Source organism: Nocardia asiatica NBRC 100129, from assembly GCF_000308415.1.
In the GTDB taxonomy this organism is placed as follows: Bacteria; Actinomycetota; Actinomycetes; order Mycobacteriales; family Mycobacteriaceae; genus Nocardia; species Nocardia asiatica.
Genome location: NZ_BAFS01000040.1, coordinates 33162 through 55744 on the forward strand (window position 1 = coordinate 33162; position 22583 = coordinate 55744).

Below are 22583 nucleotides of genomic sequence, written 5' to 3' on the forward strand. Positions count from 1 at the left end.
CACCTCCGATTCGGTGGATGGGCGATGATGGACCCATGCCGAGGTCTCCGTCACAGCCCCAGCGCACCGGCCGACCTGCGCGGATCTCCCGTACGGAGATCGTCGCGGCGGCCAACGCGGTGATCGATGCCGAGGGGGTCGAAAAGCTGACCATGCGCCGCTTGGCCACCGACCTGGGTTGCACGCCGATGGCGCTCTACCACCACGTCCGCGACAAAGAAGACCTGCTCCGGCTGCTGCTCGACGACTACGCCGATCGGGTGGCGTGGCCGGATCTGCCGGACGATCCGCGGGAGCGCGTCCGCGTCGCGGCGCGCGCCATGCACGATGTGCTCGCCGCCCGCCCGTGGATCATCGAGATACTCGCCGCGGACGATCTTTTCGGCGTCTCGGCGCTGTGGGTCAGCGAATCCATCATCGACGGTTTCGCGGCCTGCGGCCTGTCGTTGGAGCGCGCCGTCGCCGCCTATCGCACCATCTGGTACTACACGGCAGGCGATCTCATCGTGCGCGCCCGATCCGCCCGCCGGGCCGCCGAGGATCGCCCCACCTTCCGCGCCCGAGTCTTCGCCGACCTCGATGCCGAAACATTCCCTCGTCTAGCCGCTCTCGGCCCCAATTACGTGACCCTCGCCACCCGGAACACCTACACACTCGGCCTCGACGCCCTCATCGCGGGCCTGCTGGCGGAACGGTAGTCGAATGGTGGGTTGTGGCGTTGCCTCGGAACGCCCTTCCACTACCGATGGTGAGTAATCCACAACTGGCGTGTTGTTCACAGGGGTCGGTTGTGTGGGGGATCGGCGGTGGCGCGGTGGTCATGCTGGAGGCATGCGATCTGGCTTGGAGCAATTGCGAGACAAGCAATTCGGCGTCTTCACCGCTCGGCAGATACAGCGCGAGTATTCCCGGGCCGAGCTGCGCGCACGGGTCGACCGCGGTGAGTGGGTGCGGGTCTTCCATGGGGTATATCGGGAGGCCACCACCCCGGCCTCGCCCGAACTGCGGGTCGAGGCCGCACGCCTGTCGATGGGAGTGGCCTCGGTGGCCGCCGCCTACCGCACCGCCGCCGAGCTGCACGGATTCTCGGTCTTGGCCGACCACCCGACCGAAGTGCTCGGCATTCGGGCCGCTCGCTCCAATCGGCTGGTCGTGCATCGCGAGCGAGCAGATCCGGTGGATCTGGTCTCGGTCCACGGCACGGCCGTCACCGGCGCGGTGCGCACGGCTGTCGATCTCGCTCGCACTCTGCCCCGGATGGACGCGCTGGCGACCTTGGACGCGGCACTGCGCTGCGGACTCTCCCGCGCCGCGCTGTCCACCGAACTCGACAAGCACGCCGGGCGGCGCGGGCGCCGGCAAGCCGCCGAGCTGATCGCACTGGCCGACGGCCGAGCCGAATCACCCGTGCGGCGGATGCTCGTCGAGTCGCGACCGGACCGCGACCGGCAGGCGCGAACCGCGCCCGCGCGGTGCGGCATTCCGACTCAGAAAGTCACCCGCTGGTCGGCGGGCAGGAACAACTTGTCGCCTTCCTTCACCTCGAAGGTCTTGTAGAACTCCTCGAGGTTCCGGACCACCTGGTTGCAGCGGAATTCGGCGGGGGAGTGGGTGTCGGCGGCGAGGTAGCGGACCGTGAGTTCCTTGGTCTGCTTCTCGCGCCAGCTGCGGGCCCAGGACAGGAACATGGTGCGGTAGTCCGGATCGGTGACCCCGCGGCGTTTCTCGGCGATGCGGAAGGCGGCCAGCGTGATCTGCAGTCCGCGCAGGTCGGCGAGGTTCTCGCCGACGGTGAGCTCACCGTTGACGTGCTGGTTCGGCTCGAGTCCCTCCGGTACCAGCACGTTGTACTGGTCGACGAGTTGCTTGGCCTTGGCGTCGAACGCGGCGCGGTCCTCGGGCGTCCACCAGTCCCGCCGGTTGCCGTCCCCGTCGTACTTGGAGCCCTGGTCGTCGAAGCCGTGGCCGATCTCGTGGCCGATGGTAGACCCGACCGCACCGAAATTGACGGCGGGCAACGCGTCTTTGTCGAAGAACGGCGGCTGCAAGTAGGCGGCGGGGAAGACGATCTGGTTGGAGGTCGACGAGTAGTAGGCGTTCACCGTCTGGGGCGACATGCCCCACTCGGCCTTGTCGACCGGCGTGCCGAGTCGCGCGAACGCACGCTTGACCTCGAACGCGTTGACGGCGAGCAGCGATTCGATCAGCTTGCCCTTGGTGATCGTCAGCTTCGAATAGTCGACCCACTTGTCCGGGTAGCCGATCTTGGGATCGATCTTGTCCAGTTTCTCCAGCGACGCGGTCCTGGTGGCGGGCGACATCCAGGTGGAATTCGTGAAGTTCTCCCGGTACGCCGCGATGACGTCGGCCAGCATCTCCTTGGCGCGCTCCTTGGCGTCGGGCGGGAAGTGCTTGGCCACGTACAGTTTCCCGAGCTGCTCGCCGAGATGCTCGTCGACGATGCCGACACCGTACTTCCAGCGTTCGGGCCGCTCGTCCTGCCCGTTGAGCACCTTGCCCTTGAAGTCGAAATTCGCGTCGTTGACGGCCTTGGGCAGATAGGGAGCGAACTCCCGCAGCACGTACAGCTTCAGGTAGTCACGCCAGGTGGGGATGTCCACCTCGGTCCACAGCTGACCGGCCGCCGTGAGGTACGACGGCTGGTTGACCACCATCGTCGCGAACAGCTCGCGCGGGCGATCGGTGTTCCCCGCCAGCCACGGATCCCAGTCGAAGCCCGGGGCGAGCGCGGTCATGTCCGCCCAGCTGTACACGTTGTACGTGGCGTCGGTGTCCCGGTTGCGCACGTTGTCCCAGTGCGCGGGCGCGATGCGCTTCTCCAGGTCGAACACCCGCTGAGCAGTACCGGCCGGGTCGGCCAGCCCGGCGCCCGCGGCGATGCGCTCGAGGAAGATCCGGTATTGCGCGAGCACCTCGGCGTACTCCGGCTTCCGGTAGTACTGCTCACCGAGTCCGAGGCCGGACTGTCCGACCGAAGGGATGTAGGCGTCGGAATTCTTCCGGTCGACGCCGATGCCGAGGCCGATCAGCCCGCCGATCGGCAGCTCGGCCATCACCTTCGCCAGATCCGCCTTGGTGGCGGCGCCGTCGATCTTCGCGAACAGCGGCGCCAGCGGCGTCATGCCGAGACGTTCGATCTCGTCCCAGTCCACCCGCGCGTCGTAGAGGTCCTTGATCTGCTGTTCCTCCGACCCTGGCCGCGGGTCCCGGATCCCCTCGATGATCTCCCGCAGCTGCTGCTGGGTGCGTTCGGCCGCCTCGCTGGTCGAGCCGAAGGCGACCTTGTCCGGCGGCAGCTGGTAGTCCCGCAGCCACTTGCCGTTCACGTGCCGGTAAAGGTCGTCCTGCGGCCGGATCGTCTCGTCCGCTCCGGTGAGATCGACGCCGGTGAGCGTCCGGCTCGCGGGTTCGGCGTCGTTCGAGCACGCGACCAGGGCGGCGGTGGCCGGGACCGCTCCGAGCGCGATCAGGAAGGCACGACGATCCAGCTTCGCTGGCCGACCGGTAGATGTCACGAGAATCCTCTCCCCGACGCGGCGTTGCCGCAGATGTACGAAGGCAGCCTTGCAGGACACGAGGCTACCGGCGCGGAGGCGGGCAGGCCCGGATTGGGGAATGGGCCCGGTCGCGTGGCCCCGATTTGGGAACGACCTGCGGATTCCCATACACTGGACCGGTTGCCTGCGGGAGCTGTGCCCGCAATCCGGCAGTGAACCCCCAGTGGTTGGTTCCGCGTTTCTTGCTCGAACCGAGGAAAACCGCTGGCAGGCGCGCGTCCGGAGGGCAACCGACCATGCCCGTCGGGTCGGCAATCCGGCGTGCACATACGTCCAGGTCAAGGAGGACGCTGAAGTGATTCAGCAGGAGTCGCGACTGCGCGTCGCCGACAACACGGGCGCGAAGGAGATCCTTTGCATCCGCGTTCTCGGCGGTTCGTCGCGTCGCTATGCCGGTATCGGCGACATCATCGTCGCCACCGTGAAGGACGCCATCCCCGGCGGCAACGTGAAGCGGGGTGACGTCGTCAAGGCCGTCGTCGTGCGCACCACCAAGGAGCGCCGTCGTCCGGACGGTTCCTACATCAAGTTCGACGAGAACGCGGCCGTGCTCATCAAGGCGGACAACGACCCGCGCGGCACCCGCATCTTCGGCCCGGTCGGCCGCGAGCTGCGCGACAAGAAGTTCATGAAGATCGTCTCGCTGGCTCCGGAGGTGCTCTGACATGAAGGTGCACAAGGGTGACACCGTGCTCGTCATCTCGGGCAAGGACAAGGGCGCCAAGGGCAAGGTCATCCAGGCCTACCCGAAGGAGAACCGGGTTCTCGTCGAGGGCGTGAACCGGATCAAGAAGCACGTCGCGAACTCCGCCAACCAGCGCGGCGCCTCCTCGGGCGGCATCGTGACCCAGGAAGCCCCCATCCACGTCTCGAACGTGATGGTCGTCGACTCCGACGGCAAGCCGGCCCGTATCGGCTACCGGACCGACGAGGAGAGCGGCAAGCGGGTCCGGATCTCCCGGAAAAACGGGAAGGACATCTGATATGACCACGACGGAAACAGTGTCGTCGGGGCGCTCCGCAGGCTCCGCGCCCGTGCAGCCCCGGCTGAAGCAGCGCTACCGCGAAGAGATCAAGGACGCGCTGAACAAGGAATTCGACTACGCCAACGTGATGCAGATCCCGGGCGTGGTGAAGGTCGTCGTCAACATGGGTGTCGGCGACGCCGCCCGCGACGCGAAGCTGATCAACGGCGCCGTCGAGGACCTGGCCCTGATCACCGGTCAGAAGCCGCAGATCCGCAAGGCGACCAAGTCCATCGCGCAGTTCAAGCTGCGTGAGGGCATGCCGATCGGCGCCAAGGTCACCCTGCGCGGCGATCGGATGTGGGAGTTCCTCGACCGCCTGGTCTCCATCGCGCTCCCCCGTATCCGCGACTTCCGCGGCCTGTCGCCGAAGCAGTTCGACGGCAACGGCAACTACACGTTCGGCCTGAGCGAGCAGTCGATGTTCCACGAGATCGATGTCGACAAGATCGACCGCCCGCGTGGTATGGACATCACCGTGGTGACCACCGCGACCAACAACGAAGAAGGCCGTGCCCTGCTCAAGCACCTCGGCTTCCCGTTCAAGGAGAACTGAGCACATGGCTAAGAAAGCACTGGTCAACAAGGCCAACGCCAAGCCCAAGTTTGCGGTCCGTGCCTACACCCGCTGCCAGCGGTGCGGTCGCCCGCACGCGGTCTACCGCAAGTTCGGCCTCTGCCGCGTGTGCCTGCGCGACATGGCGCACCGGGGCGAACTGCCCGGAGTGCACAAGAGCTCCTGGTAAGCTCGCGCTCTTTGTGAGCGCACCCGTATAGCAAGCGCTGAGGACACGGACTCGCACTGAGTCCGTGTCCTCAGCGTTGTATAGAGGCGCGTCCAACGCGGCAACACTGACCGAACGCAGTTTTCTGCCGCGAACGCCGCCGTCGAGTGTCAGTTCTTTTCGTCCTCTGACTGTGTTCGGACTCTCGAGGATGTAAATGTGCGGCCGGCCTCGGCTGTGATTTGTCCAGGATATTCGGTTCGATGAACCGTTCTGTGTCGATAGCGCTTAACGTCGCGGGGGCACAACAGTTGGTTCGGAAGGTGGCGGCGAGCGTGACAGGTACCGAGGCGAAGCTCGATGAACTGGTCAAGATCCTGACGATCGCCGCGGAACCGGCGGGTGAGGCCGGTGTCGCCAAGCGGGAGAAGAAGGGCGTGCCGAGCGTTCGCCAGCGTGTGGACATGCTGCTCGACCGCGGGACGTTCATCGAGACCGGTGCGCTGGCTCGTCAGCCCGACCGACCGGATGCTCTCTACGGTGACGGGCTGGTCACCGGTCGCGGTCTGATCGGAGGCCGTCCGGTGGTGGTGATCGCCCACGATCAGACCGTGTACGGCGGGTCGGTCGGTATCACGTCCGCCCGCAAGTTCATGCGGGCGCTGCAACTGGCGTTCGACAACGCGTGCCCGGTGGTGACGATCAATGATTCCGGCGGTGCGCGTATCCAGGACGCGGTGGGTTCGATCGCTTCGTTCGGTGATATTTCGCGGGTGCTGGAGAAACTGTCCGGGTATGTGCCACAGGTGTCGATCATTCTCGGCAAGTGCGCGGCGGGTTCGGTGTACGGGCCGATCAACACCGACGTGCTCATCGGCACCAAGGATTCCTACATGTTCGTCACCGGGCCGGAGGTGATCAAAGCCGTCAACGGTGAGGACATCACCGCCGAGGAGCTCGGTGGCGCCGAGGTGCAGGCCAAACGCGGCACCCTGCATCACGTGGCCGACACCGAGCAGGAAGCCTACGAGTGGGCGCGCAACTATCTGAGCTACATGCCGACGAGCTGTCTCGAGCTGCCGCCGATCGTGAACCCCGGCCTGGAGCCGGAGATCACTGCCACCGATCGGGAGCTCGACACGATCATCCCGGATTCCGATCGCGCCGGTTACGACATGCACGAGATCCTGCTGCGGATTTTCGACGACGGTGAATTCCACGAGATCCGCGCCGCGTTCGCCCCGAATCTGATCACCGGGTTCGCCAGGGTCGACGGCTATCCGGTCGGTGTGATCGCCAACCAGCCGCTGGTGCTGGGCGGTTCCATCGACGCCGCCTGCTCGGACAAGTCGACCTACTTCATCCGGCTCTGCGACGCGTTCAATATCCCACTGGTGTTCGTCGCGGACACGCCGGGCGTGCTGCCGGGTCTCGAGCAGGAAGCCAACGGTGTGATCATCCGCGGCGGGCGGGTGCCGCGGGCGATCATCGAGGCGACGGTCCCGATCATCAACCTGGTCGTGCGCAAGTCTTACGGTGGCGCCTACGGCATGATGGCGGCCCGACAGGTGGGCGCCGATATCAGTTTCGCCTGGCCGACGGCCCGGATCGCGGTGATCGGCGCCGAGAGCGCGGTCGACCTCATCGGCAAGCGGCAACTGGCGGCGGTGCCGGAGGAGCATCGGGCGGCGGCGCGCGAGTTCATGATCAACCAGTACAACGAGACGATCGCCACCCCGTGGATCGCCGCCGAACGCGGCTACATCGACGCGGTCATCGAACCGTCGCGGACCCGTCTGGAGATCCGGAGCGCGCTGCGCCTGTTGCGGGACAAGCCGCCGGTCAAGCCGGAGTTCAACCCGCGCAAGCACCCGGTGTACCCGATGTGATCTTCCCGTTTACTCCGCGGCTGGGCGCACGGCACGCCGAGGCTGTCACACCGGCAGGTTGCCGGAAGAGGCATCTGGCGACCTCCTCGACCGATGTCGGCCCTGAAGTCACCGGTAACGCGGACGCGACATAGCCCGCGCGGCTGTGTGACCACCGAGCGTGCGCCGAGTAGCGAATCACGGACGACCAGAAGCAAGGCGCTGCGGCGGATCGTGTCCGCCGCAGCGCCTTTCGCGTTTCAGCTCAGCAGATCAATCGCTGATTGTCAGGGCAGCACCTGCGGAATGACATCCGGCGCGACCGTACCCACGACCGCGCCGACCACGGCACCCAGGATGGCGGTGGTCACCACGCCGACCGCGGCGCACAGCACGTAACCGACGACGAAGGCCGCCACGGTCGGAATGCAGGTGATGAGGGCGGCGACCGCACCGACGCCCGCGCCCGCGGCCGCACCGTTCATGACCGGATCCGGGTACTGCGCGCCCGGATTGGTCGCGATGTCCTTCAGTTCCGCGCCCGTCGCCGCCGAGACCTCAGGTGTCGTCACCGACAGCGTGCGGCCGTCTTCGGACACCTTGGCATCCAGGGCGATGGTGGTCCCGGACGGCGTGGCCAGCGTGCGCGGAAGCTCCGTGACCGCCGCGCCGACCTGGTTCACGACCTTGATCGACGTCTCCCCGAGCTGGAACGTGCCCGCGTCCAGCGTGGCGGACACGCTGCGCAGGTCCGGCGCGACCGTGGTGTGGTAGCCGATGTCCGCGGAGGTGCCCGACGTAGAAATCGCCTGCGCCAACTGCGCCTGCTCGGCGTAGTTGGTGGCCGATGCGGCTCCGGCACCGGCGAACGTAGTCGCCACGGCCAGCGGCAGCGCACCGATGAGCGCCTTACGACCGACCCGAATTGCAGCGCGATAGACCATTGATTTTCTTCTCCTCCCCGACCCCCGACACCCCCACGTGGACGAATCGAACGCCGTTTCGTGTGATGTGAACGCACTATTGGTAGCGATTGGGCGGCCCTCGAGGCAAGTCCTGTGACATTGTCGACAATGGGGAACCGATTGCGCAGCAGCATATTTGGATACAGCATGGAGTTGGCAAACCGAGAGCGAATGCTGCCGCCGACCCCGCCACCGCATCGGGTGACTGCCGGTCACCGACTCCTGGATGGTTGCTCGGCCGCGGGGGCGCTCGGCCGGCCGTGGCTGCTACCCGAATCGCCTTGCCGCAGCATGAATACACGGTTACCGGCGGCCACCCCGCCGACCCGCGAGCCGTCGACCACGAGCCGGGCACGGGACGACCTTCCGCCGTCTCGAGAATCCCGTCCTGGTACTGGTCCCAGGCGCTTTCGGCGGGATTCCAGGTCAAGAGGAAAGCGCCTCGAGGTGCTGCCGGAGCGTACTGAATACCTTCCTCGAAAGGGTCTGGCAGATACTGCACCGGATTCCTGCCACTAGTCGGCACCGGAGACCCGATCAGCGCCATATGAACGGGATCGGTCTCTTGCAGGGGCGCCCGATCAGTGCGATCTTCTCCGCCCCTGGACGAACATCGGCCACGCGCTCGTAGTCTTCGATTCGATAGACAGCCACGATCGTGCCGTCGACCGAGAACGTCGCAAACTGTTCGTTGTCGAGGCGTTTTTCGACAGATTCCAGCGTCCGCGATTGTGTCTCCATAATCCTTCGACGCTGACCCTGGGGTCGTGCCCTGCCCAGCGCCGATGCAACGAGTCGGACATCGCTTCTTCGGACGTGAGTTCCCCATCGAGGACGTAGCCGAATGTTGACCACCACGGAGCTCAGTCTGTCGTGAGTTCATTGTCGGGCAGTCGGATTCGGACCCGGTTCCTGGCAGAGTCGTCGGACCACAGGTCTCACCGATGCCACCGCGGCAACACTGATCGTGGCCGGGTGCGCGCGACGATGGCCGCTCTCGGGCGGTTGACGGTATCCGGGATTCTGTACCAGCTCAACGTAGGTCGACGGTGACATAGAGCGCTAGAGGCGATCATCCCCACTGCGCAGATGCGCGGCCTTGCCACGGCGCACTCTAAAGTGCTGCTAGCAAGCATGTTCCGAAGCTTCTGTCGCCAGACACACTTGAAGCGTTAAGGTTTCAAGGACAGACAGCACTGCATAGGGGGAGAAGTCTTGCTGCCGCACCAGGTGCAATACGCGCACAGCAAGTTCCGGTCGATGGTGGAGACCAGTTCGGGCAATGAGTTCGAGAAGCTCTTTCACCAGCTCATGGAGTATCGGTACAGCGACTATGTGCCGATTCGAACTCATGGCAACCTTGGCGACCTCGGTGGAGACGGTCTTCGTACGCAGAGCCGGACACTCTACGCATGCTATGCGCCGGAGACGTTCAAGGCGTCCAGGGTCAGGCGCAAGTTCCGCGATGACGTCGAAAGCGCGATCGCCAAGCGGTCGGAGCAGTTCACGACCTTCGTGTTCGTCCACAACGACCAACGTGGCATACATCCGGTTATCTCGGGGGAACTGGTGACAGTCGGAGACGACCACCCCGACAAAGTGTTCCAGCAGATGGGTCCGCGGAAACTTTGGAACGAGGCCGTGCACCTCGACCGGGTCGAGATGGAAGGTCTCCTCGGAGCTCCCATACCGGTCGAGCACGTCGTCTACAGCATCGGGATGGCGGAGATCGAGCCGCTCCTCAAGCATCTGGCCGAACACCGGGATCGCCATGCCGTGGTCGAGTCCATTCCTCTGCCAACAACGTACAAGGTCGATTACAACCGGCTCTCCGTCTTTGCTCGGGACCGGCTTCAGGCAGGTCGGCGCTACGTGCATCTCATCGAGGCGTATTACCGCAACGTGCTCGACCTCAGGGAACGGGACGAAGTAGCGGCCGACTTCCGAGAGTATTACCGGCGGATGCATCGCCAGCACGGAGCCGACACGGACGAGATTTTTTGGGAAATGCAGTGTTATGTCCTGGGTCAGGCTGCCCCCAAGTGGGATCGTGAGGATGCGGCGAAGGTGGTGCTTGCCTACTTCTTCGATGAATGCGACATCTTCGAAGTGCCGCCTCCTGGATGGCAGCCGACCAAGGTGGAGCAGGGAGGGATGGCATGATCACACCGACGAAGGGCATTGCCCCTGACCGCGCTCTTCTCGCTGTCGGTGCCCAGATCGCCATGCAACTGGACCAGCCGCTCACCGTCAGCCAGACCTGGTCGCGACTGCGCGAGTGGCGTCGACGGAACGGCCATTCGGCTCCGCTGTCGTTCGGCTGGTTCGTCCTGGCATTGGACGTCCTGCATGCACTTGGTTCGGTAGATCTGGACGATGACCTGATCACGAGGAGGGCCGCCCATGCTGCGCCTGCTGAGCGCTGACGACGAGCGGTTCAAGACGATTATCTTCAAGTCGGGGCTCAACCTGCTGGTAGCGGAGAAGACCGCGACCTCGCAATCTACCGATAGTCGTAACGGCGCAGGCAAGTCCAGCATGATCGAGCTGCTGCACTTCCTGTTGGGTGCGCGTGCTGACAATAAGCACTTGGCCGCTCGAAAGGAACTTCGTCGCACTACTTTCACCCTTGCCCTGGACTGGCCAGACATGAAAGAGCAGCTACGAGTCAGCCGAACCGGTAGAGACGTCGGCGAAGTCACACTTTTTCCTGCAGTGCGCGCGCGGACACCTACACCCGGCCTGGGAACCTCTGCGGAATCACCCGAACTCGAGTTGCCCTTTTTCGTCGAACAGATGGTGCCGACCCGTATCGAGACCGCTCAGCCGCAGACGGTGTCGCTTGCTGAGTGGCAGACGCTTATCGAGCACAAACTATTCGGACTCAGCGGCGAGTATCCGGGTGTCAGTGGTCGGGCATTGCTGTCGTTTCTCATCCGTAGGGTCGGCGATCACGGGTTCAACGAAGCTATACGCAGCTTCGCGCGCCAGCCCGAAGCCAAGGCCACGCCCAACCTCGCTTATCTCCTTGGGCTCGATTCCACCCTCGCCGCTCGATACCAGGACATCGCGGCTAAAAAGGCCACCCGAGACCAATTGAGAAAGGCGGTGAACGACCCGGTTTGGGGACAAGTGGTCGGTAAGCCCGCCGATCTTCGCGGTGAGATCGCCGTTCAGAATAAGAAGATCAGTGACCTTCGACGTCAGTTGCAGTCGTTCCGGGTGGTGCCGCAGTACGAGGAACTCAAGGAACGCGCTGATGAACTGACACGCCGGATTCGGGAACTCGGTACACAGGACGTCATCGATCGGAGGAACCTCGATCACCTCGAACAAGCTGTCGAAGAAACGGTGGATCCAGAGGTTCGCTACCTAGAACAGGTCTATCAGGAACTGGGCGTGACTCTGCCAGGTCAGGCACTGCGTCGATTCGACGAGGTTCGAGCCTTCCATGCCGCGGTTGTCCGAAATCGGCGCACTTATCTGGAAAGCGAAATAGAGGCAACTCGCAAAGCGCTGGCGGAGCGCAAGGCAGAGCGTGCTCGCCTGGACGAGGAACAAAGCAGGATCTTGCGGGAGTTGAGCGAAGGCGGCGCCTTAGAGGTTCTCACCACTCTCCAGAAGGCATTGGCTCAGGAGGAATCGAAACTGGGGGCGTTGCAACACCGTCTGAAGTCAGCCGAGACAGTGGAGGCAAGCAGCAGAGAGATCGAGGCATCCCGGGTCGCACTCCGTGAGGAAGTTGCCGTCGATCTGGAAGAACGTCAACAACAGATCAATCGGGCGACTGAACTCTTTCACGAATTGGCCAGCAGGCTCTACGGTCGCGACAGGACCGCCTACCTTTCGGTCGAAGCCGGACCGAACAGCTTGAAAATTGCACCAAAGATTCATAGCGATAACAGCGCAGGGATCAACAAGATGTCGATCTTCTGCTTCGACCTAACCATGGCGGCGATCGCCCACCGCGACGGCCGCGCGCCGGACTTTCTGGTGCACGATAGTCACATTTTCGATGGGGTGGACGACCGTCAACTCAGCCGAGCACTCGAGGCCGCAGCCGACCTCACCGAAGCGGAAGGCATGCAATACATCGCGACGATCAACGAGGATGATTTATCGAAAGCCCGGAACCTCGGCTTCGATCCAGAGCCGTTCATCATTCAGCCTCGATTGACCGACGCTTACGACAGTGGTGGACTGTTCGGATTCCGTTTCGAGCGCTGAGAGAAAGGATCGACGCTGCGTCAGCGCTTCGCGACAGTTTCCTGTATATCTTCGCGGAGCTCTCCGAATGCGGATCGATGGCGGGCGTGGACGAGAACGGCCAGGAGTGGGCGCGTTCGTACAACACGTCTGCCTATGGGGCTGTGGGTTTCTTCCGGGATGTCCACTCCACCCTGTACGCATATGGCAGCGCCCTCAACGACATCGGCTTCACTCATGCCCAGGCCGACGCGACCGTCAAGGGCGCGCCGCCACCGGACCGGCCCACCGACCCGGGCATGCCGGTTTTCCGGCCGTTCTCGGTCCCCGCCTCCGCGGGCGGCCCTGGTCAGGGCATCGTGGACAAGGGCATCAACATAATCAGCCACATCGGCATACCTGTTCCTGACGGCGACACCGGAAAACTCGCGAAGGCCGCCGACGCGTGGGACCGTCTCGGCACGATCTACCAGAACACGAACGCCCGCGACAAGATCACGATCGCGGCGAGCTTGTTCGACAGCGTCACCGCAGACGACGCGGACTACATCCGGGACGACCTCAAATCCCTTGCGAACTCGATCGATCAGCTGCTGACCGCGTGCACGCAGATCAGCCAGTCCTGCCTCGCGTACAAGGACGCGCTGTCGGAACTCCGCGACGAGATCAAGGGTTTCCTGAGATCCCTGGCCCAGGATCTCGCCATCGACGCCGCGATCACCATCGGCCTTTCGCTGATCAGCTTCGGTGCCGGAGCGGTCACCGCAGGCAAGGCTCTGGTCACGGTGCAGAAATGGGCGGGAAAGATCAAAGACGGCATCATCGCCTGGCGAGGGCGCAAGGCATTACAGATCGCCGGTATCGGCCAAGAGGCGAAGGACGCCACTGTCAAGGCCAGAAAGGTGGTCACCGACCTACGTGATCGACTACGCGGCAAACGCGCCGCTGACGCGACCAATGCTCCCAAATCGCCGTCCAAGGCGATTGTAGACGAAAAGAAGTACGAGTATCTCTTCGGTAGGGCGGCAGAAGATGCGCACAACTCGCCTAGATCGTTGCAGAATCAATCGCAATTGAACCGGGTGGGCGTTTTCGACAACCAGGCTGGAAGGAATCTGCTCAATAGTCATTTCGACGAAGTCGTCCGCACGGACAGTAATATCGCAAGAACTTCTCGAATGATTATGGAGAATTCCAAGTGCGGGAGTCGCTGTTCGTCGGTCCGAACGGTATTCTGAAGTTTGAAACAACATGGCAAGTGACGCCGGAAGGCCTACGCTTGACAACTGTGATTCCAAAGGGTGGAGGAGCGTAGATGGCCGAGTATGAGTTCATTGAGCCGGATGAGTCAGAGTTTTTGGAGGCGTTCGGGGCCGAACGTGTAGCCGTCCCCGGGGCTGCTGCTTCCTTTGTGGTCGGTATCTACTCCGATGATCGGAACAAACTGGAACTATCATACGACGTAATAGCGCGATCCGCGCGGGTGCGCTGGTTGCAGGACTCGATGGTCGTGGTGGATATCTTCCGGGAGCAGGTGAATCGAATTGCGGTCGACCACGGCGGAATTGTCAAGATATCGACCAGCGGAATCGATCTGTCGGGCGAATTAGCTATAGAAGTGTATCCGATCCGAATCAGAGATGTGTCGTTGACCCGGTGAATCTACGCGTGTATCCGGCCGCGTGCGGGTGGATGCGCAGCGTGATGTTCGGCCGGGTGCTGACATCGGCCAGGTAGCGATGTTGTGACCATGCCTCGAAGTGCTGCGAATCGTCAGGTGGGACAGGCCTACGCCGCACTGGTGTGCGGTGTGAAACTGACGCGTGCGTCGTCGGCATCGATAGCGATGTTCAGCGAAGCGTCCAGGGCTTGTGCCAGCTTTGTCAGTAGCGGCAGAGTGGGGACGGCGTCGGATCCCTCGATCCTCGAGATCTTCGCTTGCGTCAGTCCCGCCCGGGCGGCGAGTTCGGCTTGGGTGAGTCCGAGTTCGGTGCGACGGTTGTAGACCGCGGCGGCGAGCTCCATGGCCAGCCGGATCTCATGACGCACTTCGCTGACGGCCTCGGGCTCGGTCAGTCCCTTGTCCCTACTCGTCTTCCATCGGCTATGGGGCATCACAGCTCTCCCTTCTCAATAGTGCGCAGGAACTCCTCATGGGCGGGGCCGTGTTCGGCCTCGCATATTCTTCGCATCTCGATAGCGCGCTTGACCTCGGCGTCCTCGCGGTCCTTGGTCTTACGGAAGGTTGTCAGCAAGACGATCGTGCGGTCGGAGCGGAACCAGTACGTGATCCGCGTGGCGGCGCCGTCCAGCGTGGGGCGAAGTTCGCGCACACCTTCGCCCAGGTAGCGGGAGAAGGGTTCGTTGAGTGTGGTGGCGCGTTCGGCGAGTAGCGCCACGTACGCTTCGACCTTCAGGAAGTGCTTGGCTGGGAGCGATTCCAGCCAAGCCCGCACCTCTGGCTCGATCTCAATCGAATAGAGCGACTCCACTTCAACAGTCTATATGTCGTTGACGACATGTCTGGGTGCTCGGGAGCCGCTCGTCAGCGCGGAAGTGAACGCTTGATGCTCGGCAGGACCCCGTCGTAGCCAGACGACACGCCCGTCCCACAGTTCGATCTGCCCGGCGATCTCTTCGGGCAGTTGCTCGAGTTCCTCCCACGTCATGTACTCGGGGAGATCGGGACGTTCGCCGCGCGGACCTGGCATGGCGTCATGTTAGCTCGGTCACGGGCTGTTTCCGCTGGTCATGAGTCCAGTGCGGCGGGCACCTCACCGACCCCGATTTTGCCGTGGTGAACCGCTTGCCTACACTAGAGCGGTTGCCTGGGCACCTCCATGTCCGCATGCGTGCGCTCGGGCGATCGAACCTCCTCCGGTCGGCAAGTGCCGGCCGGACCATCCGAATTGTCGTAGGCCCACCGCTGGGCATGCCGATGTGCATGGCGGCGCTGTATGGGAACCGCGGCGAGAAAGGTGTCTAGGTCGAACCATGACCATGACTGATCCGATCGCAGACTTCCTGACACGTCTGCGCAACGCCAACTCGGCGTACCACGATCAGGTGAAGGCTCCGCACTCGAAGCTCAAGGCGAACATCGCCGAGATCCTCAAGCGCGAGGGCTACATCGCCGACTACCGGACCGAGGACGCACAGGTGGGCAAGACGCTCATCGTCGACCTCAAGTACGGCCCGAGCCGTGAGCGCAGCCTCGCCGGCGTGCGCCGTGTCTCCAAGCCCGGTCTGCGCGTGTACGCGAAATCCACCAACCTGCCCAAGGTGCTCGGCGGCCTCGGCGTGGCGATCATCTCCACGTCCTCCGGCCTGCTGACCGACAAGCAGGCGGCCAAGCAGGGCGTGGGCGGCGAAGTCCTCGCTTACGTCTGGTAAGGGGAGCAGGACAATGTCGCGTATTGGTAAGAAGCCCATCGCCCTCCCGGCCGGTGTGGATGTGACCATCGACGGCCAGGACATCTCGGTGAAGGGGCCCAAGGGCACCCTGTCGCTCACCGTCGCCGAGCCGATCACCGTCGTCAAGGGCGAGGACGGCCAGCTCGAGGTCGCCCGTCCGGACGACGAGCGCCGCAGCCGCGCGCTGCACGGCCTGACCCGCACCCTCGTGTCGAACATGGTTGTCGGTGTGACCCAGGGCTACGAGAAGAAGATGGAAATCTTCGGCGTCGGCTACCGCGTCGCGCTCAAGGGCCAGAACCTCGAGTTCGCCCTGGGCTACAGCCACCCGGTGCCGATCGAGGCGCCCGAGGGCATCACCTTCGCGGTGGAATCGCCCACCAAGTTCTCCGTGTCCGGAATCGACAAGCAGAAGGTCGGCCAGATTTCGGCGGTCATCCACGGCCTGCGCAAGCCCGACCCGTACAAGGGCAAGGGCATCCGCTACGCCGGCGAGGTCGTTCGCCGCAAGGTCGGAAAGACGGGTAAGTGATCATGGCGCAAACCGAAAACCAGAAGGCCAAGCGCATCCCCCTGGGCAAGGACGTGTCGACGCAGCGTCGCCTGTCCAAGACGCGCCGTCATTTCCGCCTGCGCAAGAAGGTGGCGGGTACCACCGAGCGTCCGCGCCTGGTGGTCAACCGCTCCTCGCGGCACCTGCACGCGCAGCTGGTGGACGACTCGGTCGGCAAGACCGTCGCCGCCGCCTCGACCATCGAGGCCGACGTGCGCGCGCTGGACGGCGACAAGTCCGCCAAGAGCAAGAAGGTCGGCGCTCTGCTCGCGGAGCGGGCGAAGGCCGCCGGTGTCGAGGCCGTCGTGTTCGACCGTGGTGGGCACGACTACCACGGCCGGATCGCCGCACTGGCCGATGCCGCTCGCGAAGGTGGGTTGAAATTCTGATGATCGACAACATGAACGGAAGGAACGTCTGATGCCGGGACGTCAGAGGCGTGACGGCGGAAACGGACCCGCCGGACAGAATGGCAGCGCCCCCGAGGGCGGCCGCGGCGACCGTCGCGGTGGTGGCGACCGCCGGGGCGGCGGCGACCGTCGCGACAGCGCCGCCGAGAAGAACCAGCTCGAGCGCGTCGTCGCGATCAACCGCGTCTCCAAGGTCGTGAAGGGTGGTCGGCGCTTCAGCTTCACCGCCCTGGTGATCGTCGGCGACGGCAACGGCCTGGTCGGCGTCGGCTACGGCAAGGCCAAGGAAGTTCCCGCGGCCATCCAGAAGGGCGTCGAAGAGGCTCGCAAGAACTTCTTCCGCGTCCCGATGATCGGCTCCACCATCACGCACCCCGTTCAGGGTGAGGCGGCCGCCGGTGTGGTCATGCTGCGCCCGGCCTCGCCGGGTACCGGTGTGATCGCCGGTGGCGCGGCTCGTGCCGTGCTGGAATGCGCCGGTATCCACGACATTCTGGCGAAGTCGCTGGGTAGCGACAACGCCATCAACGTCGTGCACGCGACTGTCACTGCCCTCAAGCAGCTGCAGCGTCCGGAAGAGGTCGCGGCTCGCCGTGGCCTGCCGCTCGAGGACGTCGCCCCTGCCGGCATGCTGCGTGCGCGCGCTCAGGCTGCCGGAGGTGTCAAGTAATGGCAGATCTCAAGGTGACCCAGATCAAGAGTTCGATCGGCGCCAAGAAGAATCAGCGGGACAGCCTTCGGACCCTGGGTCTGCGCGGTATCCGCAAGACCGTGGTCCGCGAGGACAACCCCCAGAACCGCGGGCTGATCAACGTCGTGCGCCACCTCGTGACCGTTGAGGAGGTCTGACATGACCATCAAGTTGCACCACCTGCGTCCGGCTCCCGGCGCCAAGACCGAGAAGACCCGCGTGGGTCGCGGTGAGGGCTCCAAGGGCAAGACCGCGGGCCGTGGTACCAAGGGCACCAAGGCGCGCAAGAACGTGCCTGCCGCCTTCGAGGGCGGGCAGATGCCGCTGCACATGCGGCTGCCCAAGCTCAAGGGCTTCACGAACCCGTTCCGCACGGAATACCAGGTCGTGAACGTCGGCGCCATCGCCAAGCTGTTCCCCGAGGGCGGCGAGGTCGGCAAGGCCGAGCTCGTGGCGGCCGGCGCGGTTCGCAAGAACCAGCTGGTCAAGGTCCTCGGCGATGGTGAGATCGGCGTCGCGGTCCAGGTGACCGTGGACAAGGTCACCGGCTCGGCGAAGGAGAAGATCACCGCCGCCGGTGGCACCGTCACCGAGCTGGGCTGACGGTACTCTGCATTACAGCGGCACCGGACGAGTGAAGGCTCGTCCGGTGCCACTGTTAGAGTTCAATAGTTGTCTGCCAAGCCTCGTCGTGGTTTTCGGCGTCCCTTCTGTGTCGAGCAGGGACATCGCTGAACATCCATGTCATGACCATGTCGTTCGCCAGGAGGATCAGTGCTTTCCGCCTTCGTATCGGCCTTCCGGACTCCGGACTTACGGCGGAAGATTCTCTTCACGCTGGGGTTGATCGCGTTGTACCGGCTGGGTGCCTCGCTGCCGTCCCCCGGCGTCGACTACAAGGCGGTCCAGGAGTGCATCGACCTGGTTTCCGGCGGTGAGTCCGGCGGCATCTACCAGCTGATCAACCTGTTCTCCGGTGGCGCGCTACTGCAGCTGTCGGTCTTCGCGATCGGCATCATGCCCTACATCACCGCGAGCATCATCATCCAGCTGCTCACGGTCGTCATCCCGCGGTTCGAGGAACTGCGCAAGGAAGGCCAATCCGGCCAGACCAAGATGACGCAGTACACCAGATACCTGTCGATCGCCTTGGCGATCCTGCAGGCCACCGGCCTGGTCGCCCTGGCGGCCCGCGGACAGCTGCTGCAGGGCTGCCAGGAGGACATCCTGGCCGACACCAGCATCTTCGGCATGATCATCATCGTGCTCGTGATGACCGCGGGCGCGGCGCTGGTGATGTGGTTCGGCGAGCAGATCACCGAGCGCGGCATCGGCAACGGCATGTCCCTGCTGATCTTCGCCGGTATCGCCGCCCGCATCCCGACCGAGGGCAAGGCCATCCTGGACAGCCGGGGCGGTCTGGTCTTCGCCCTGGTCTGTGTCGCCGCGCTGGCGATCGTCACGGCCGTGATCTTCGTCGAGCAGGGCCAGCGCCGGATCCCGGTCCAGTACGCCAAGCGCGTGGTCGGCCGGAAGATGTACGGTGGCTCCTCGACCTACCTGCCGCTGAAGGTGAACCAGGCGGGCGTCATCCCGGTCATCTTCGCCTCGTCGCTGCTGTACCTGCCGAACCTGGTGGCGCAGCTGACGGGTTCGCAGAACAACCCGGATCCGAGCTGGTGGCAGGAGATCATCCAGAAGTACCTGGTGAATCCGAGCAACCCGGTGTACATCGCGATCTACTTCGGTCTGATCGTGTTCTTCACCTACTTCTACGTCGCGATCACCTTCAACCCGGAGGAGCGCGCCGACGAGATGAAGAAGTTCGGCGGCTTCATCCCGGGCTACCGGCCCGGTAAGCCGACCGCCGACTACCTCAACTTCGTCCTGAGCCGTATCACCCTCCCCGGCTCGATCTATCTCGGTCTGGTCGCCGTACTGCCGAACGTGTTCCTCGATATCGGTTCTTCCGGTGGCGTCCAGAACCTCCCGTTCGGCGGTACCGCGGTGCTGATCATGGTGAGCGTCGGTTTGGACACGGTGAAGCAGATCGAGAGCCAGCTGATGAATCGAAATTACGAAGGGTTCCTCAAGTGAGAGTTGTACTGCTCGGTCCGCCGGGCGCCGGTAAAGGCACCCAGGCTGTCCTGCTGTCGGAGAAGCTGGGCGTTCCGCACATCTCCACCGGGGACCTGTTCCGTGCGAATATCAGCCAGCAGACCCCGCTGGGCCGCGAGGCGCAGAAGTACATGGACGCGGGCGACTTGGTGCCCAGCGACGTGACCAATCGGATGGTGGAGGCGCGGGTCAACGAGCCCGACGCCGCCAACGGGTTCGTCCTCGACGGATACCCGCGCACGGTCGACCAGGCCGACGCGCTGGAGAAGATCCTCAAGGACATGAACGCCAAGCTCGACGCCGTGCTGCGCTTCGTCGTGCCGGAGGACACCGTGGTCGAGCGGATGCTCGCGCGCGGTCGCACCGACGACAACGAGGGCGTGATCCGCAACCGGCTGCGGGTGTACCGCGAGGAGACCGAGCCGCTGCTCGATCACTACGACGGTCTGGTCGTCTCGGTGGACGGTGTCGGCGAGGTCGACGACGTCAACGCGCGGGCACTGCGCGCGCTGGGCCACTGAGCCCGTTCGCGATGGAGCGCTGAGGCCGGATGGTCTTCAACCGCAAGAAGAAGGTCGTGCCGTTCCGGACGGCAGGCGAACTGGATGCCATGGCGGCGGCCGGCGCGATCGTCGGCCGCGCCTTGGTGGCGGTGCGTGCGGCCGCCAAACCCGGAGTGTCCACCCTGGAGCTGGACGAGGTCGCCGAGCAGGTGATCCGGGACGCGGGCGCGGTGCCGTCGTTCAAGGGCTACCACGGCTTCCCCGCGTCCATCTGCGCGTCGGTGAACGATCGCGTGGTGCACGGGATCCCGACCGCCGAGGAGATCCTCGCCGAGGGCGACCTGGTCTCCATCGACTGCGGGGCGATCCTCGACGGCTGGCACGGTGATTCCGCGTGGACCTTCGGCGTCGGCACGATCATCGAGGCCGACCGGCTGCTCAGCGTGGCGACCGAGCTGTCGATGGAGGCGGGTATCGCGGCGATGCTGCCGGGCAACCGGCTCACCGACGTCTCGCATGCCATCGAGCTGGGCACCCGGGCCGCCGAGCAGGAGCACGGGCGCGCCTACGGCATCGTCGACGGCTACGGTGGGCACGGCATCGGCCGCGAGATGCACCTCGACCCGTTCCTCGCCAACGAGGGCGAACCGGGCAAGGGGCCGAAACTCGTGGTGGGCTCGGTGCTCGCGATCGAGCCGATGCTCACCCTCGGCACCACCCAGACCAAGGTGCTCGACGACGACTGGACCGTGGTCACCGTGGACGGCAGTCGCGCGGCACATTGGGAACACACCGTCGCGGTCACCGAGGACGGACCGCGGATCCTGACGTTGCGTCCGGAGTAGCGCACGGCGGGCGGCCATCGGGTCGTCCGTTCCGGCAACACTGCGCGGCGAGGAAACGAGCCGCACCGACGCCAGGAACCCTGGTCGATCTCGCCGCGTGTTCGCGTGCCGACACCATGCGCCGACACGACCACCGGGCGATACCCAGCTCGCGCTGGATCGGTGACGTCATTCCTTGCACCCGCGTCCTGCGTGTTCGACCGAAGCGGTGCGCCCGGGGCGGTGCCCGTGCGGGGTGGAACGGTTACTTTCTCCTTGGTTCGAAATTGTTTTGAACGATGCCGTCAGCGTATGGCCGGGCGGGTGGTGCGGACGTGAGTAGGCTGCTACTCGAATCCGCTTGGCGCGCGCCGCAGTTCGATGCGGCAGGGTCGCACCGCGGCCTCGTCCTGGGTGATGGAAATGTCGTGGCCTGGGTGTTTCGTCTGCGTAAGTAGCCTGTCAGTCCGCGGCGCGCAGGGTGGATCGCAGTGCCAAAGTGAGGATCGGCAGGTCGAATTCGCCTTCGGTGGTCTCCGGTCTGCCGCGCAGATAGTCCGAGATGCGGCCGAGCACTTCGGCCCGCTCCTCGGGCGAGATCACCAGCAGGTGCGATTGCGTCCCGATGGTGGCCGTCAGCGACTCGGCGGTCCGCCGATGCCGGTGCGGGAATGTCGACCGTTCGATCACGTGCTCGCCGAACAGTGGATGAGCGGGAAGATCGCCCTGCCCGCTCGGTGGCAGGGCGGTGGACACGCTGGACCCGGCGACCTGCTTCAACCCGGCGACCCACTCCACCGAGCTGTCGTCGGTGTTCCACAGGGCGGCGAGAACGCCGCCGGGCCGCAGCACCCGGATGAACTCCGGATAGGCGCGGTCGAGATCGAACCAGTGGAACGCCTGCCCGGCGGCGATCGCGTCCACCGAAGCGTCCGCGAGCGGAATGGCCTCTGCCGCACCGGCATGCGCGGTGACGTGCGGGAACCGGCGGATCAATTCGGCGCGCATGTGCTCGTCCGGCTCGACGGCGATCACCGTCGCGCCGATTTCGAGCAGACCCTCGGTCAGCTTGCCGGTGCCAGCGCCCAGGTCGAGAACGGTCAGCGGCCGCCGGTCGGCGACGGCGGCCAGCGCCCATCGGATGGCCGCGACCGGATAGTCGGGGCGGTGTTCGGCATACGCGGCGGCGTGCGCGCCGAACGAACGCGCCCTTGTGGCGTGCAGGGCGAACTTCGCTTCGTCTCGGTCGGCCGGACTCCCCATACGTCCAATCTACGGATGGGGAGCCGCGACGGAACCTACGATGCGCCGGGAAGTCTCCGCACGCCCGCGCAGACTTCGGCGGCCAGGTCGTCGTAGCCGACGGCCAGCTCGGCCAAGCGCTGCCAGGCGTCCCACAGATCCCATTCCGAGGCGCTGGCCAGCGCCGCGTAGGCGTTCGCGGTGAACTGGGCCAGCCGGTCGATCACCGCGCCGACCGTCTCGGTGTGCACGTGCGCCGCGCCGTGCGCGGGTGGCAGCTGCACCGTGATCCAGCGATCGATGTCACGAATCAGGCTCGCGCGCAACGCATCGATCTCACCGAGCGAATCCTGACCGGCGCTGAGCCTGCGTTCGTGCAGCGTGGTCAGTTCGTGCGCACCGCGCAGCAGTGGGTTGCCTTCTTGCAGTTCACCTCGGCACGCTTGCAGGACCTGATGTTT

28 protein-coding genes and 1 pseudogene are annotated in these 22583 nt (G+C 64.6%); 21 read left to right on the plus strand and 8 right to left on the minus strand.

Going from position 1 to position 22583, the window contains the following annotated elements; translation table 11 throughout:
* The first annotated feature begins 35 nt into the window (after nucleotides 1-35).
* Nucleotides 36-698 carry a TetR/AcrR family transcriptional regulator gene (locus ON27_RS04675; protein ID WP_043719853.1) on the plus strand — a complete coding sequence of 221 codons (663 nt, stop codon included), beginning with the start codon at nucleotides 36-38 and terminating at the stop codon, nucleotides 696-698.
* A gap of 133 nt (nucleotides 699-831) precedes the next feature.
* On the plus strand, nucleotides 832-1557 hold the full coding sequence (locus ON27_RS04680) for a type IV toxin-antitoxin system AbiEi family antitoxin domain-containing protein (protein ID WP_051046228.1): 726 nt from the start codon (nucleotides 832-834) through the stop codon (nucleotides 1555-1557).
* On the opposite strand, the gene ON27_RS04685 is transcribed toward ON27_RS04680, so the two are convergent.
* The gene (locus ON27_RS04685; protein ID WP_245559779.1) at nucleotides 1488-3536 is read right to left on the minus strand and encodes a M13 family metallopeptidase; all 2049 of its coding nucleotides are present in this window, start codon (nucleotides 3534-3536) and stop codon (nucleotides 1488-1490) included. The two genes, ON27_RS04680 and ON27_RS04685, sit on opposite strands and share 70 nt — an antisense overlap.
* Before the next feature lie 337 nt (nucleotides 3537-3873).
* Here ON27_RS04685 and rplN point away from each other — a divergent pair, with 337 nt between their 5' ends.
* The 5 genes from rplN (at nucleotide 3874) to ON27_RS04710 (ending at nucleotide 7217) form a co-directional block, all read left to right on the plus strand.
* Nucleotides 3874-4242, plus strand: a complete 369-nt coding sequence (rplN, locus tag ON27_RS04690) for a 50S ribosomal protein L14 (RefSeq protein WP_039795505.1) — start codon at nucleotides 3874-3876, stop codon at nucleotides 4240-4242.
* Nucleotide 4243: 1 nt separating this feature from the next.
* Nucleotides 4244-4561: a 50S ribosomal protein L24 gene (rplX, locus tag ON27_RS04695; RefSeq protein WP_040864865.1), complete on the plus strand. Its 318-nt coding sequence runs from the start codon at nucleotides 4244-4246 to the stop codon at nucleotides 4559-4561.
* Nucleotide 4562: 1 nt separating this feature from the next.
* Entirely contained in the window at nucleotides 4563-5159 is a 597-nt protein-coding gene (gene rplE / locus ON27_RS04700; protein ID WP_051046229.1) for a 50S ribosomal protein L5, read from the plus strand.
* Nucleotides 5160-5163: 4 nt separating this feature from the next.
* Nucleotides 5164-5349, plus strand: a complete 186-nt coding sequence (locus ON27_RS04705) for a type Z 30S ribosomal protein S14 (RefSeq protein ID WP_043719856.1) — start codon at nucleotides 5164-5166, stop codon at nucleotides 5347-5349.
* A 314-nt stretch (nucleotides 5350-5663) separates the two neighbouring features.
* The gene (locus ON27_RS04710) at nucleotides 5664-7217 is read left to right on the plus strand and encodes an acyl-CoA carboxylase subunit beta (RefSeq protein WP_043719912.1); all 1554 of its coding nucleotides are present in this window, start codon (nucleotides 5664-5666) and stop codon (nucleotides 7215-7217) included.
* A gap of 266 nt (nucleotides 7218-7483) precedes the next feature.
* On the opposite strand, the gene ON27_RS04715 is transcribed toward ON27_RS04710, so the two are convergent.
* Nucleotides 7484-8140, minus strand: coding sequence for a DUF8020 domain-containing protein (locus ON27_RS04715; RefSeq protein WP_043719859.1), 657 nt, complete (start codon nucleotides 8138-8140; stop codon nucleotides 7484-7486).
* 558 nt (nucleotides 8141-8698) lie between these two features.
* Nucleotides 8699-8902: a hypothetical protein gene (locus ON27_RS04720; RefSeq protein ID WP_043719861.1), complete on the minus strand. Its 204-nt coding sequence runs from the start codon at nucleotides 8900-8902 to the stop codon at nucleotides 8699-8701.
* Nucleotides 8903-9376: 474 nt separating this feature from the next.
* On the opposite strand from ON27_RS04720, the gene ON27_RS04725 reads away from it, so the two are divergent.
* The 5 genes from ON27_RS04725 to ON27_RS04745 all read left to right on the plus strand — a co-directional run bounded on the left by ON27_RS04725 (nucleotide 9377) and on the right by ON27_RS04745 (nucleotide 14027).
* Nucleotides 9377-10324 (plus strand): ABC-three component system protein, encoded by a 948-nt coding sequence (locus ON27_RS04725; protein WP_157227086.1) that lies wholly within the window; start codon nucleotides 9377-9379, stop codon nucleotides 10322-10324.
* Entirely contained in the window at nucleotides 10321-10587 is a 267-nt protein-coding gene (locus ON27_RS04730) for an ABC-three component system middle component 6 (RefSeq protein WP_043719864.1), read from the plus strand. The genes ON27_RS04725 and ON27_RS04730 overlap by 4 nt, the downstream gene beginning before the upstream one ends.
* Nucleotides 10565-12388 carry an ABC-three component system protein gene (locus ON27_RS04735; RefSeq protein ID WP_043719866.1) on the plus strand — a complete coding sequence of 608 codons (1824 nt, stop codon included), beginning with the start codon at nucleotides 10565-10567 and terminating at the stop codon, nucleotides 12386-12388. The genes ON27_RS04730 and ON27_RS04735 overlap by 23 nt, the downstream gene beginning before the upstream one ends.
* A gap of 86 nt (nucleotides 12389-12474) precedes the next feature.
* The gene (locus ON27_RS44275; RefSeq protein WP_043719868.1) at nucleotides 12475-13605 is read left to right on the plus strand and encodes a WXG100-like domain-containing protein; all 1131 of its coding nucleotides are present in this window, start codon (nucleotides 12475-12477) and stop codon (nucleotides 13603-13605) included.
* A gap of 77 nt (nucleotides 13606-13682) precedes the next feature.
* Nucleotides 13683-14027, plus strand: a complete 345-nt coding sequence (locus tag ON27_RS04745) for a hypothetical protein (RefSeq protein ID WP_043719871.1) — start codon at nucleotides 13683-13685, stop codon at nucleotides 14025-14027.
* Between the two features lie 128 nt (nucleotides 14028-14155).
* On the opposite strand, the gene ON27_RS04750 is transcribed toward ON27_RS04745, so the two are convergent.
* From ON27_RS04750 to ON27_RS04760, 3 genes and pseudogenes are all read right to left on the minus strand, one after another.
* The gene (locus tag ON27_RS04750) at nucleotides 14156-14482 is read right to left on the minus strand and encodes a helix-turn-helix domain-containing protein (protein ID WP_043719873.1); all 327 of its coding nucleotides are present in this window, start codon (nucleotides 14480-14482) and stop codon (nucleotides 14156-14158) included.
* Nucleotides 14482-14859 carry a type II toxin-antitoxin system RelE/ParE family toxin gene (locus ON27_RS04755; RefSeq protein WP_043719875.1) on the minus strand — a complete coding sequence of 126 codons (378 nt, stop codon included), beginning with the start codon at nucleotides 14857-14859 and terminating at the stop codon, nucleotides 14482-14484. Before ON27_RS04755 ends, ON27_RS04750 begins: the two co-directional genes overlap by 1 nt.
* A 54-nt stretch (nucleotides 14860-14913) precedes the next feature.
* A pseudogene (locus tag ON27_RS04760) lies at nucleotides 14914-15078 on the minus strand (Uma2 family endonuclease); the annotation flags it as partial.
* A 283-nt stretch (nucleotides 15079-15361) separates the two neighbouring features.
* Between ON27_RS04760 and rpsH the strand changes: the two are divergent.
* The 9 genes from rpsH (at nucleotide 15362) to map (ending at nucleotide 20901) form a co-directional block, all read left to right on the plus strand.
* Nucleotides 15362-15760: a 30S ribosomal protein S8 gene (rpsH, locus tag ON27_RS04765; RefSeq protein ID WP_039795549.1), complete on the plus strand. Its 399-nt coding sequence runs from the start codon at nucleotides 15362-15364 to the stop codon at nucleotides 15758-15760.
* A gap of 13 nt (nucleotides 15761-15773) precedes the next feature.
* Entirely contained in the window at nucleotides 15774-16313 is a 540-nt protein-coding gene (gene rplF, locus ON27_RS04770) for a 50S ribosomal protein L6 (protein ID WP_043719879.1), read from the plus strand.
* A gap of 2 nt (nucleotides 16314-16315) precedes the next feature.
* A complete protein-coding gene (gene rplR / locus ON27_RS04775; RefSeq protein WP_043719881.1) occupies nucleotides 16316-16723 on the plus strand; it encodes a 50S ribosomal protein L18 in 408 nt (135 codons plus the stop codon).
* Between the two features lie 31 nt (nucleotides 16724-16754).
* Complete coding sequence (rpsE, locus tag ON27_RS04780) at nucleotides 16755-17414, plus strand: 30S ribosomal protein S5 (protein WP_043719884.1); 660 nt, start codon at nucleotides 16755-16757, stop codon at nucleotides 17412-17414.
* Nucleotides 17414-17593 (plus strand): 50S ribosomal protein L30, encoded by a 180-nt coding sequence (gene rpmD / locus ON27_RS04785; protein WP_043687386.1) that lies wholly within the window; start codon nucleotides 17414-17416, stop codon nucleotides 17591-17593. Before rpsE ends, rpmD begins: the two co-directional genes overlap by 1 nt.
* A 1-nt stretch (nucleotide 17594) precedes the next feature.
* Nucleotides 17595-18038, plus strand: a complete 444-nt coding sequence (rplO, locus tag ON27_RS04790; RefSeq protein ID WP_043719886.1) for a 50S ribosomal protein L15 — start codon at nucleotides 17595-17597, stop codon at nucleotides 18036-18038.
* Between the two features lie 171 nt (nucleotides 18039-18209).
* On the plus strand, nucleotides 18210-19532 hold the full coding sequence (secY, locus tag ON27_RS04795; protein WP_043719889.1) for a preprotein translocase subunit SecY: 1323 nt from the start codon (nucleotides 18210-18212) through the stop codon (nucleotides 19530-19532).
* A complete protein-coding gene (locus ON27_RS04800; protein ID WP_043719891.1) occupies nucleotides 19529-20074 on the plus strand; it encodes an adenylate kinase in 546 nt (181 codons plus the stop codon). The genes secY and ON27_RS04800 overlap by 4 nt, the downstream gene beginning before the upstream one ends.
* Nucleotides 20075-20103: 29 nt before the next feature.
* Nucleotides 20104-20901: a type I methionyl aminopeptidase gene (map, locus tag ON27_RS04805; protein ID WP_043719894.1), complete on the plus strand. Its 798-nt coding sequence runs from the start codon at nucleotides 20104-20106 to the stop codon at nucleotides 20899-20901.
* 441 nt (nucleotides 20902-21342) lie between these two features.
* Here map and ON27_RS04810 read toward each other — a convergent pair whose 3' ends face one another.
* A complete protein-coding gene (locus tag ON27_RS04810; protein WP_051046231.1) occupies nucleotides 21343-22143 on the minus strand; it encodes a class I SAM-dependent methyltransferase in 801 nt (266 codons plus the stop codon).
* A gap of 35 nt (nucleotides 22144-22178) precedes the next feature.
* Nucleotides 22179-22583 (minus strand): DUF4254 domain-containing protein (locus ON27_RS04815; protein ID WP_043719896.1); only part of this gene is annotated, 405 nt, incomplete at its 5' end.

What these genes read in the sequence shown, in the direction of transcription:
- rpmD (WP_043687386.1), top strand. Translation starts at nt 17,414, where the DNA reads ATGGCAGATCTCAAGGTGACCCAGATCAAGAGTTCGATCGGCGCCAAG.
- rpsE (WP_043719884.1), top strand. Translation starts at nt 16,755, where the DNA reads ATGCCGGGACGTCAGAGGCGTGACGGCGGAAACGGACCCGCCGGACAG.
- ON27_RS04705 (WP_043719856.1), top strand. Translation starts at nt 5,164, where the DNA reads ATGGCTAAGAAAGCACTGGTCAACAAGGCCAACGCCAAGCCCAAGTTT.
- ON27_RS04715 (WP_043719859.1), bottom strand. Translation starts at nt 8,140, where the DNA reads ATGGTCTATCGCGCTGCAATTCGGGTCGGTCGTAAGGCGCTCATCGGT.
- rplR (WP_043719881.1), top strand. Translation starts at nt 16,316, where the DNA reads ATGGCGCAAACCGAAAACCAGAAGGCCAAGCGCATCCCCCTGGGCAAG.
- rplE (WP_051046229.1), top strand. Translation starts at nt 4,563, where the DNA reads ATGACCACGACGGAAACAGTGTCGTCGGGGCGCTCCGCAGGCTCCGCG.
- ON27_RS04735 (WP_043719866.1), top strand. Translation starts at nt 10,565, where the DNA reads ATGCTGCGCCTGCTGAGCGCTGACGACGAGCGGTTCAAGACGATTATC.
- ON27_RS04680 (WP_051046228.1), top strand. Translation starts at nt 832, where the DNA reads ATGCGATCTGGCTTGGAGCAATTGCGAGACAAGCAATTCGGCGTCTTC.
- rplO (WP_043719886.1), top strand. Translation starts at nt 17,595, where the DNA reads ATGACCATCAAGTTGCACCACCTGCGTCCGGCTCCCGGCGCCAAGACC.
- ON27_RS04810 (WP_051046231.1), bottom strand. Translation starts at nt 22,143, where the DNA reads ATGGGGAGTCCGGCCGACCGAGACGAAGCGAAGTTCGCCCTGCACGCC.
- rplF (WP_043719879.1), top strand. Translation starts at nt 15,774, where the DNA reads ATGTCGCGTATTGGTAAGAAGCCCATCGCCCTCCCGGCCGGTGTGGAT.
- rplX (WP_040864865.1), top strand. Translation starts at nt 4,244, where the DNA reads ATGAAGGTGCACAAGGGTGACACCGTGCTCGTCATCTCGGGCAAGGAC.
- ON27_RS04745 (WP_043719871.1), top strand. Translation starts at nt 13,683, where the DNA reads ATGGCCGAGTATGAGTTCATTGAGCCGGATGAGTCAGAGTTTTTGGAG.
- map (WP_043719894.1), top strand. Translation starts at nt 20,104, where the DNA reads ATGGTCTTCAACCGCAAGAAGAAGGTCGTGCCGTTCCGGACGGCAGGC.
- ON27_RS04750 (WP_043719873.1), bottom strand. Translation starts at nt 14,482, where the DNA reads ATGCCCCATAGCCGATGGAAGACGAGTAGGGACAAGGGACTGACCGAG.
- ON27_RS04675 (WP_043719853.1), top strand. Translation starts at nt 36, where the DNA reads ATGCCGAGGTCTCCGTCACAGCCCCAGCGCACCGGCCGACCTGCGCGG.
- ON27_RS04730 (WP_043719864.1), top strand. Translation starts at nt 10,321, where the DNA reads ATGATCACACCGACGAAGGGCATTGCCCCTGACCGCGCTCTTCTCGCT.
- rpsH (WP_039795549.1), top strand. Translation starts at nt 15,362, where the DNA reads ATGACCATGACTGATCCGATCGCAGACTTCCTGACACGTCTGCGCAAC.
- ON27_RS04720 (WP_043719861.1), bottom strand. Translation starts at nt 8,902, where the DNA reads ATGGAGACACAATCGCGGACGCTGGAATCTGTCGAAAAACGCCTCGAC.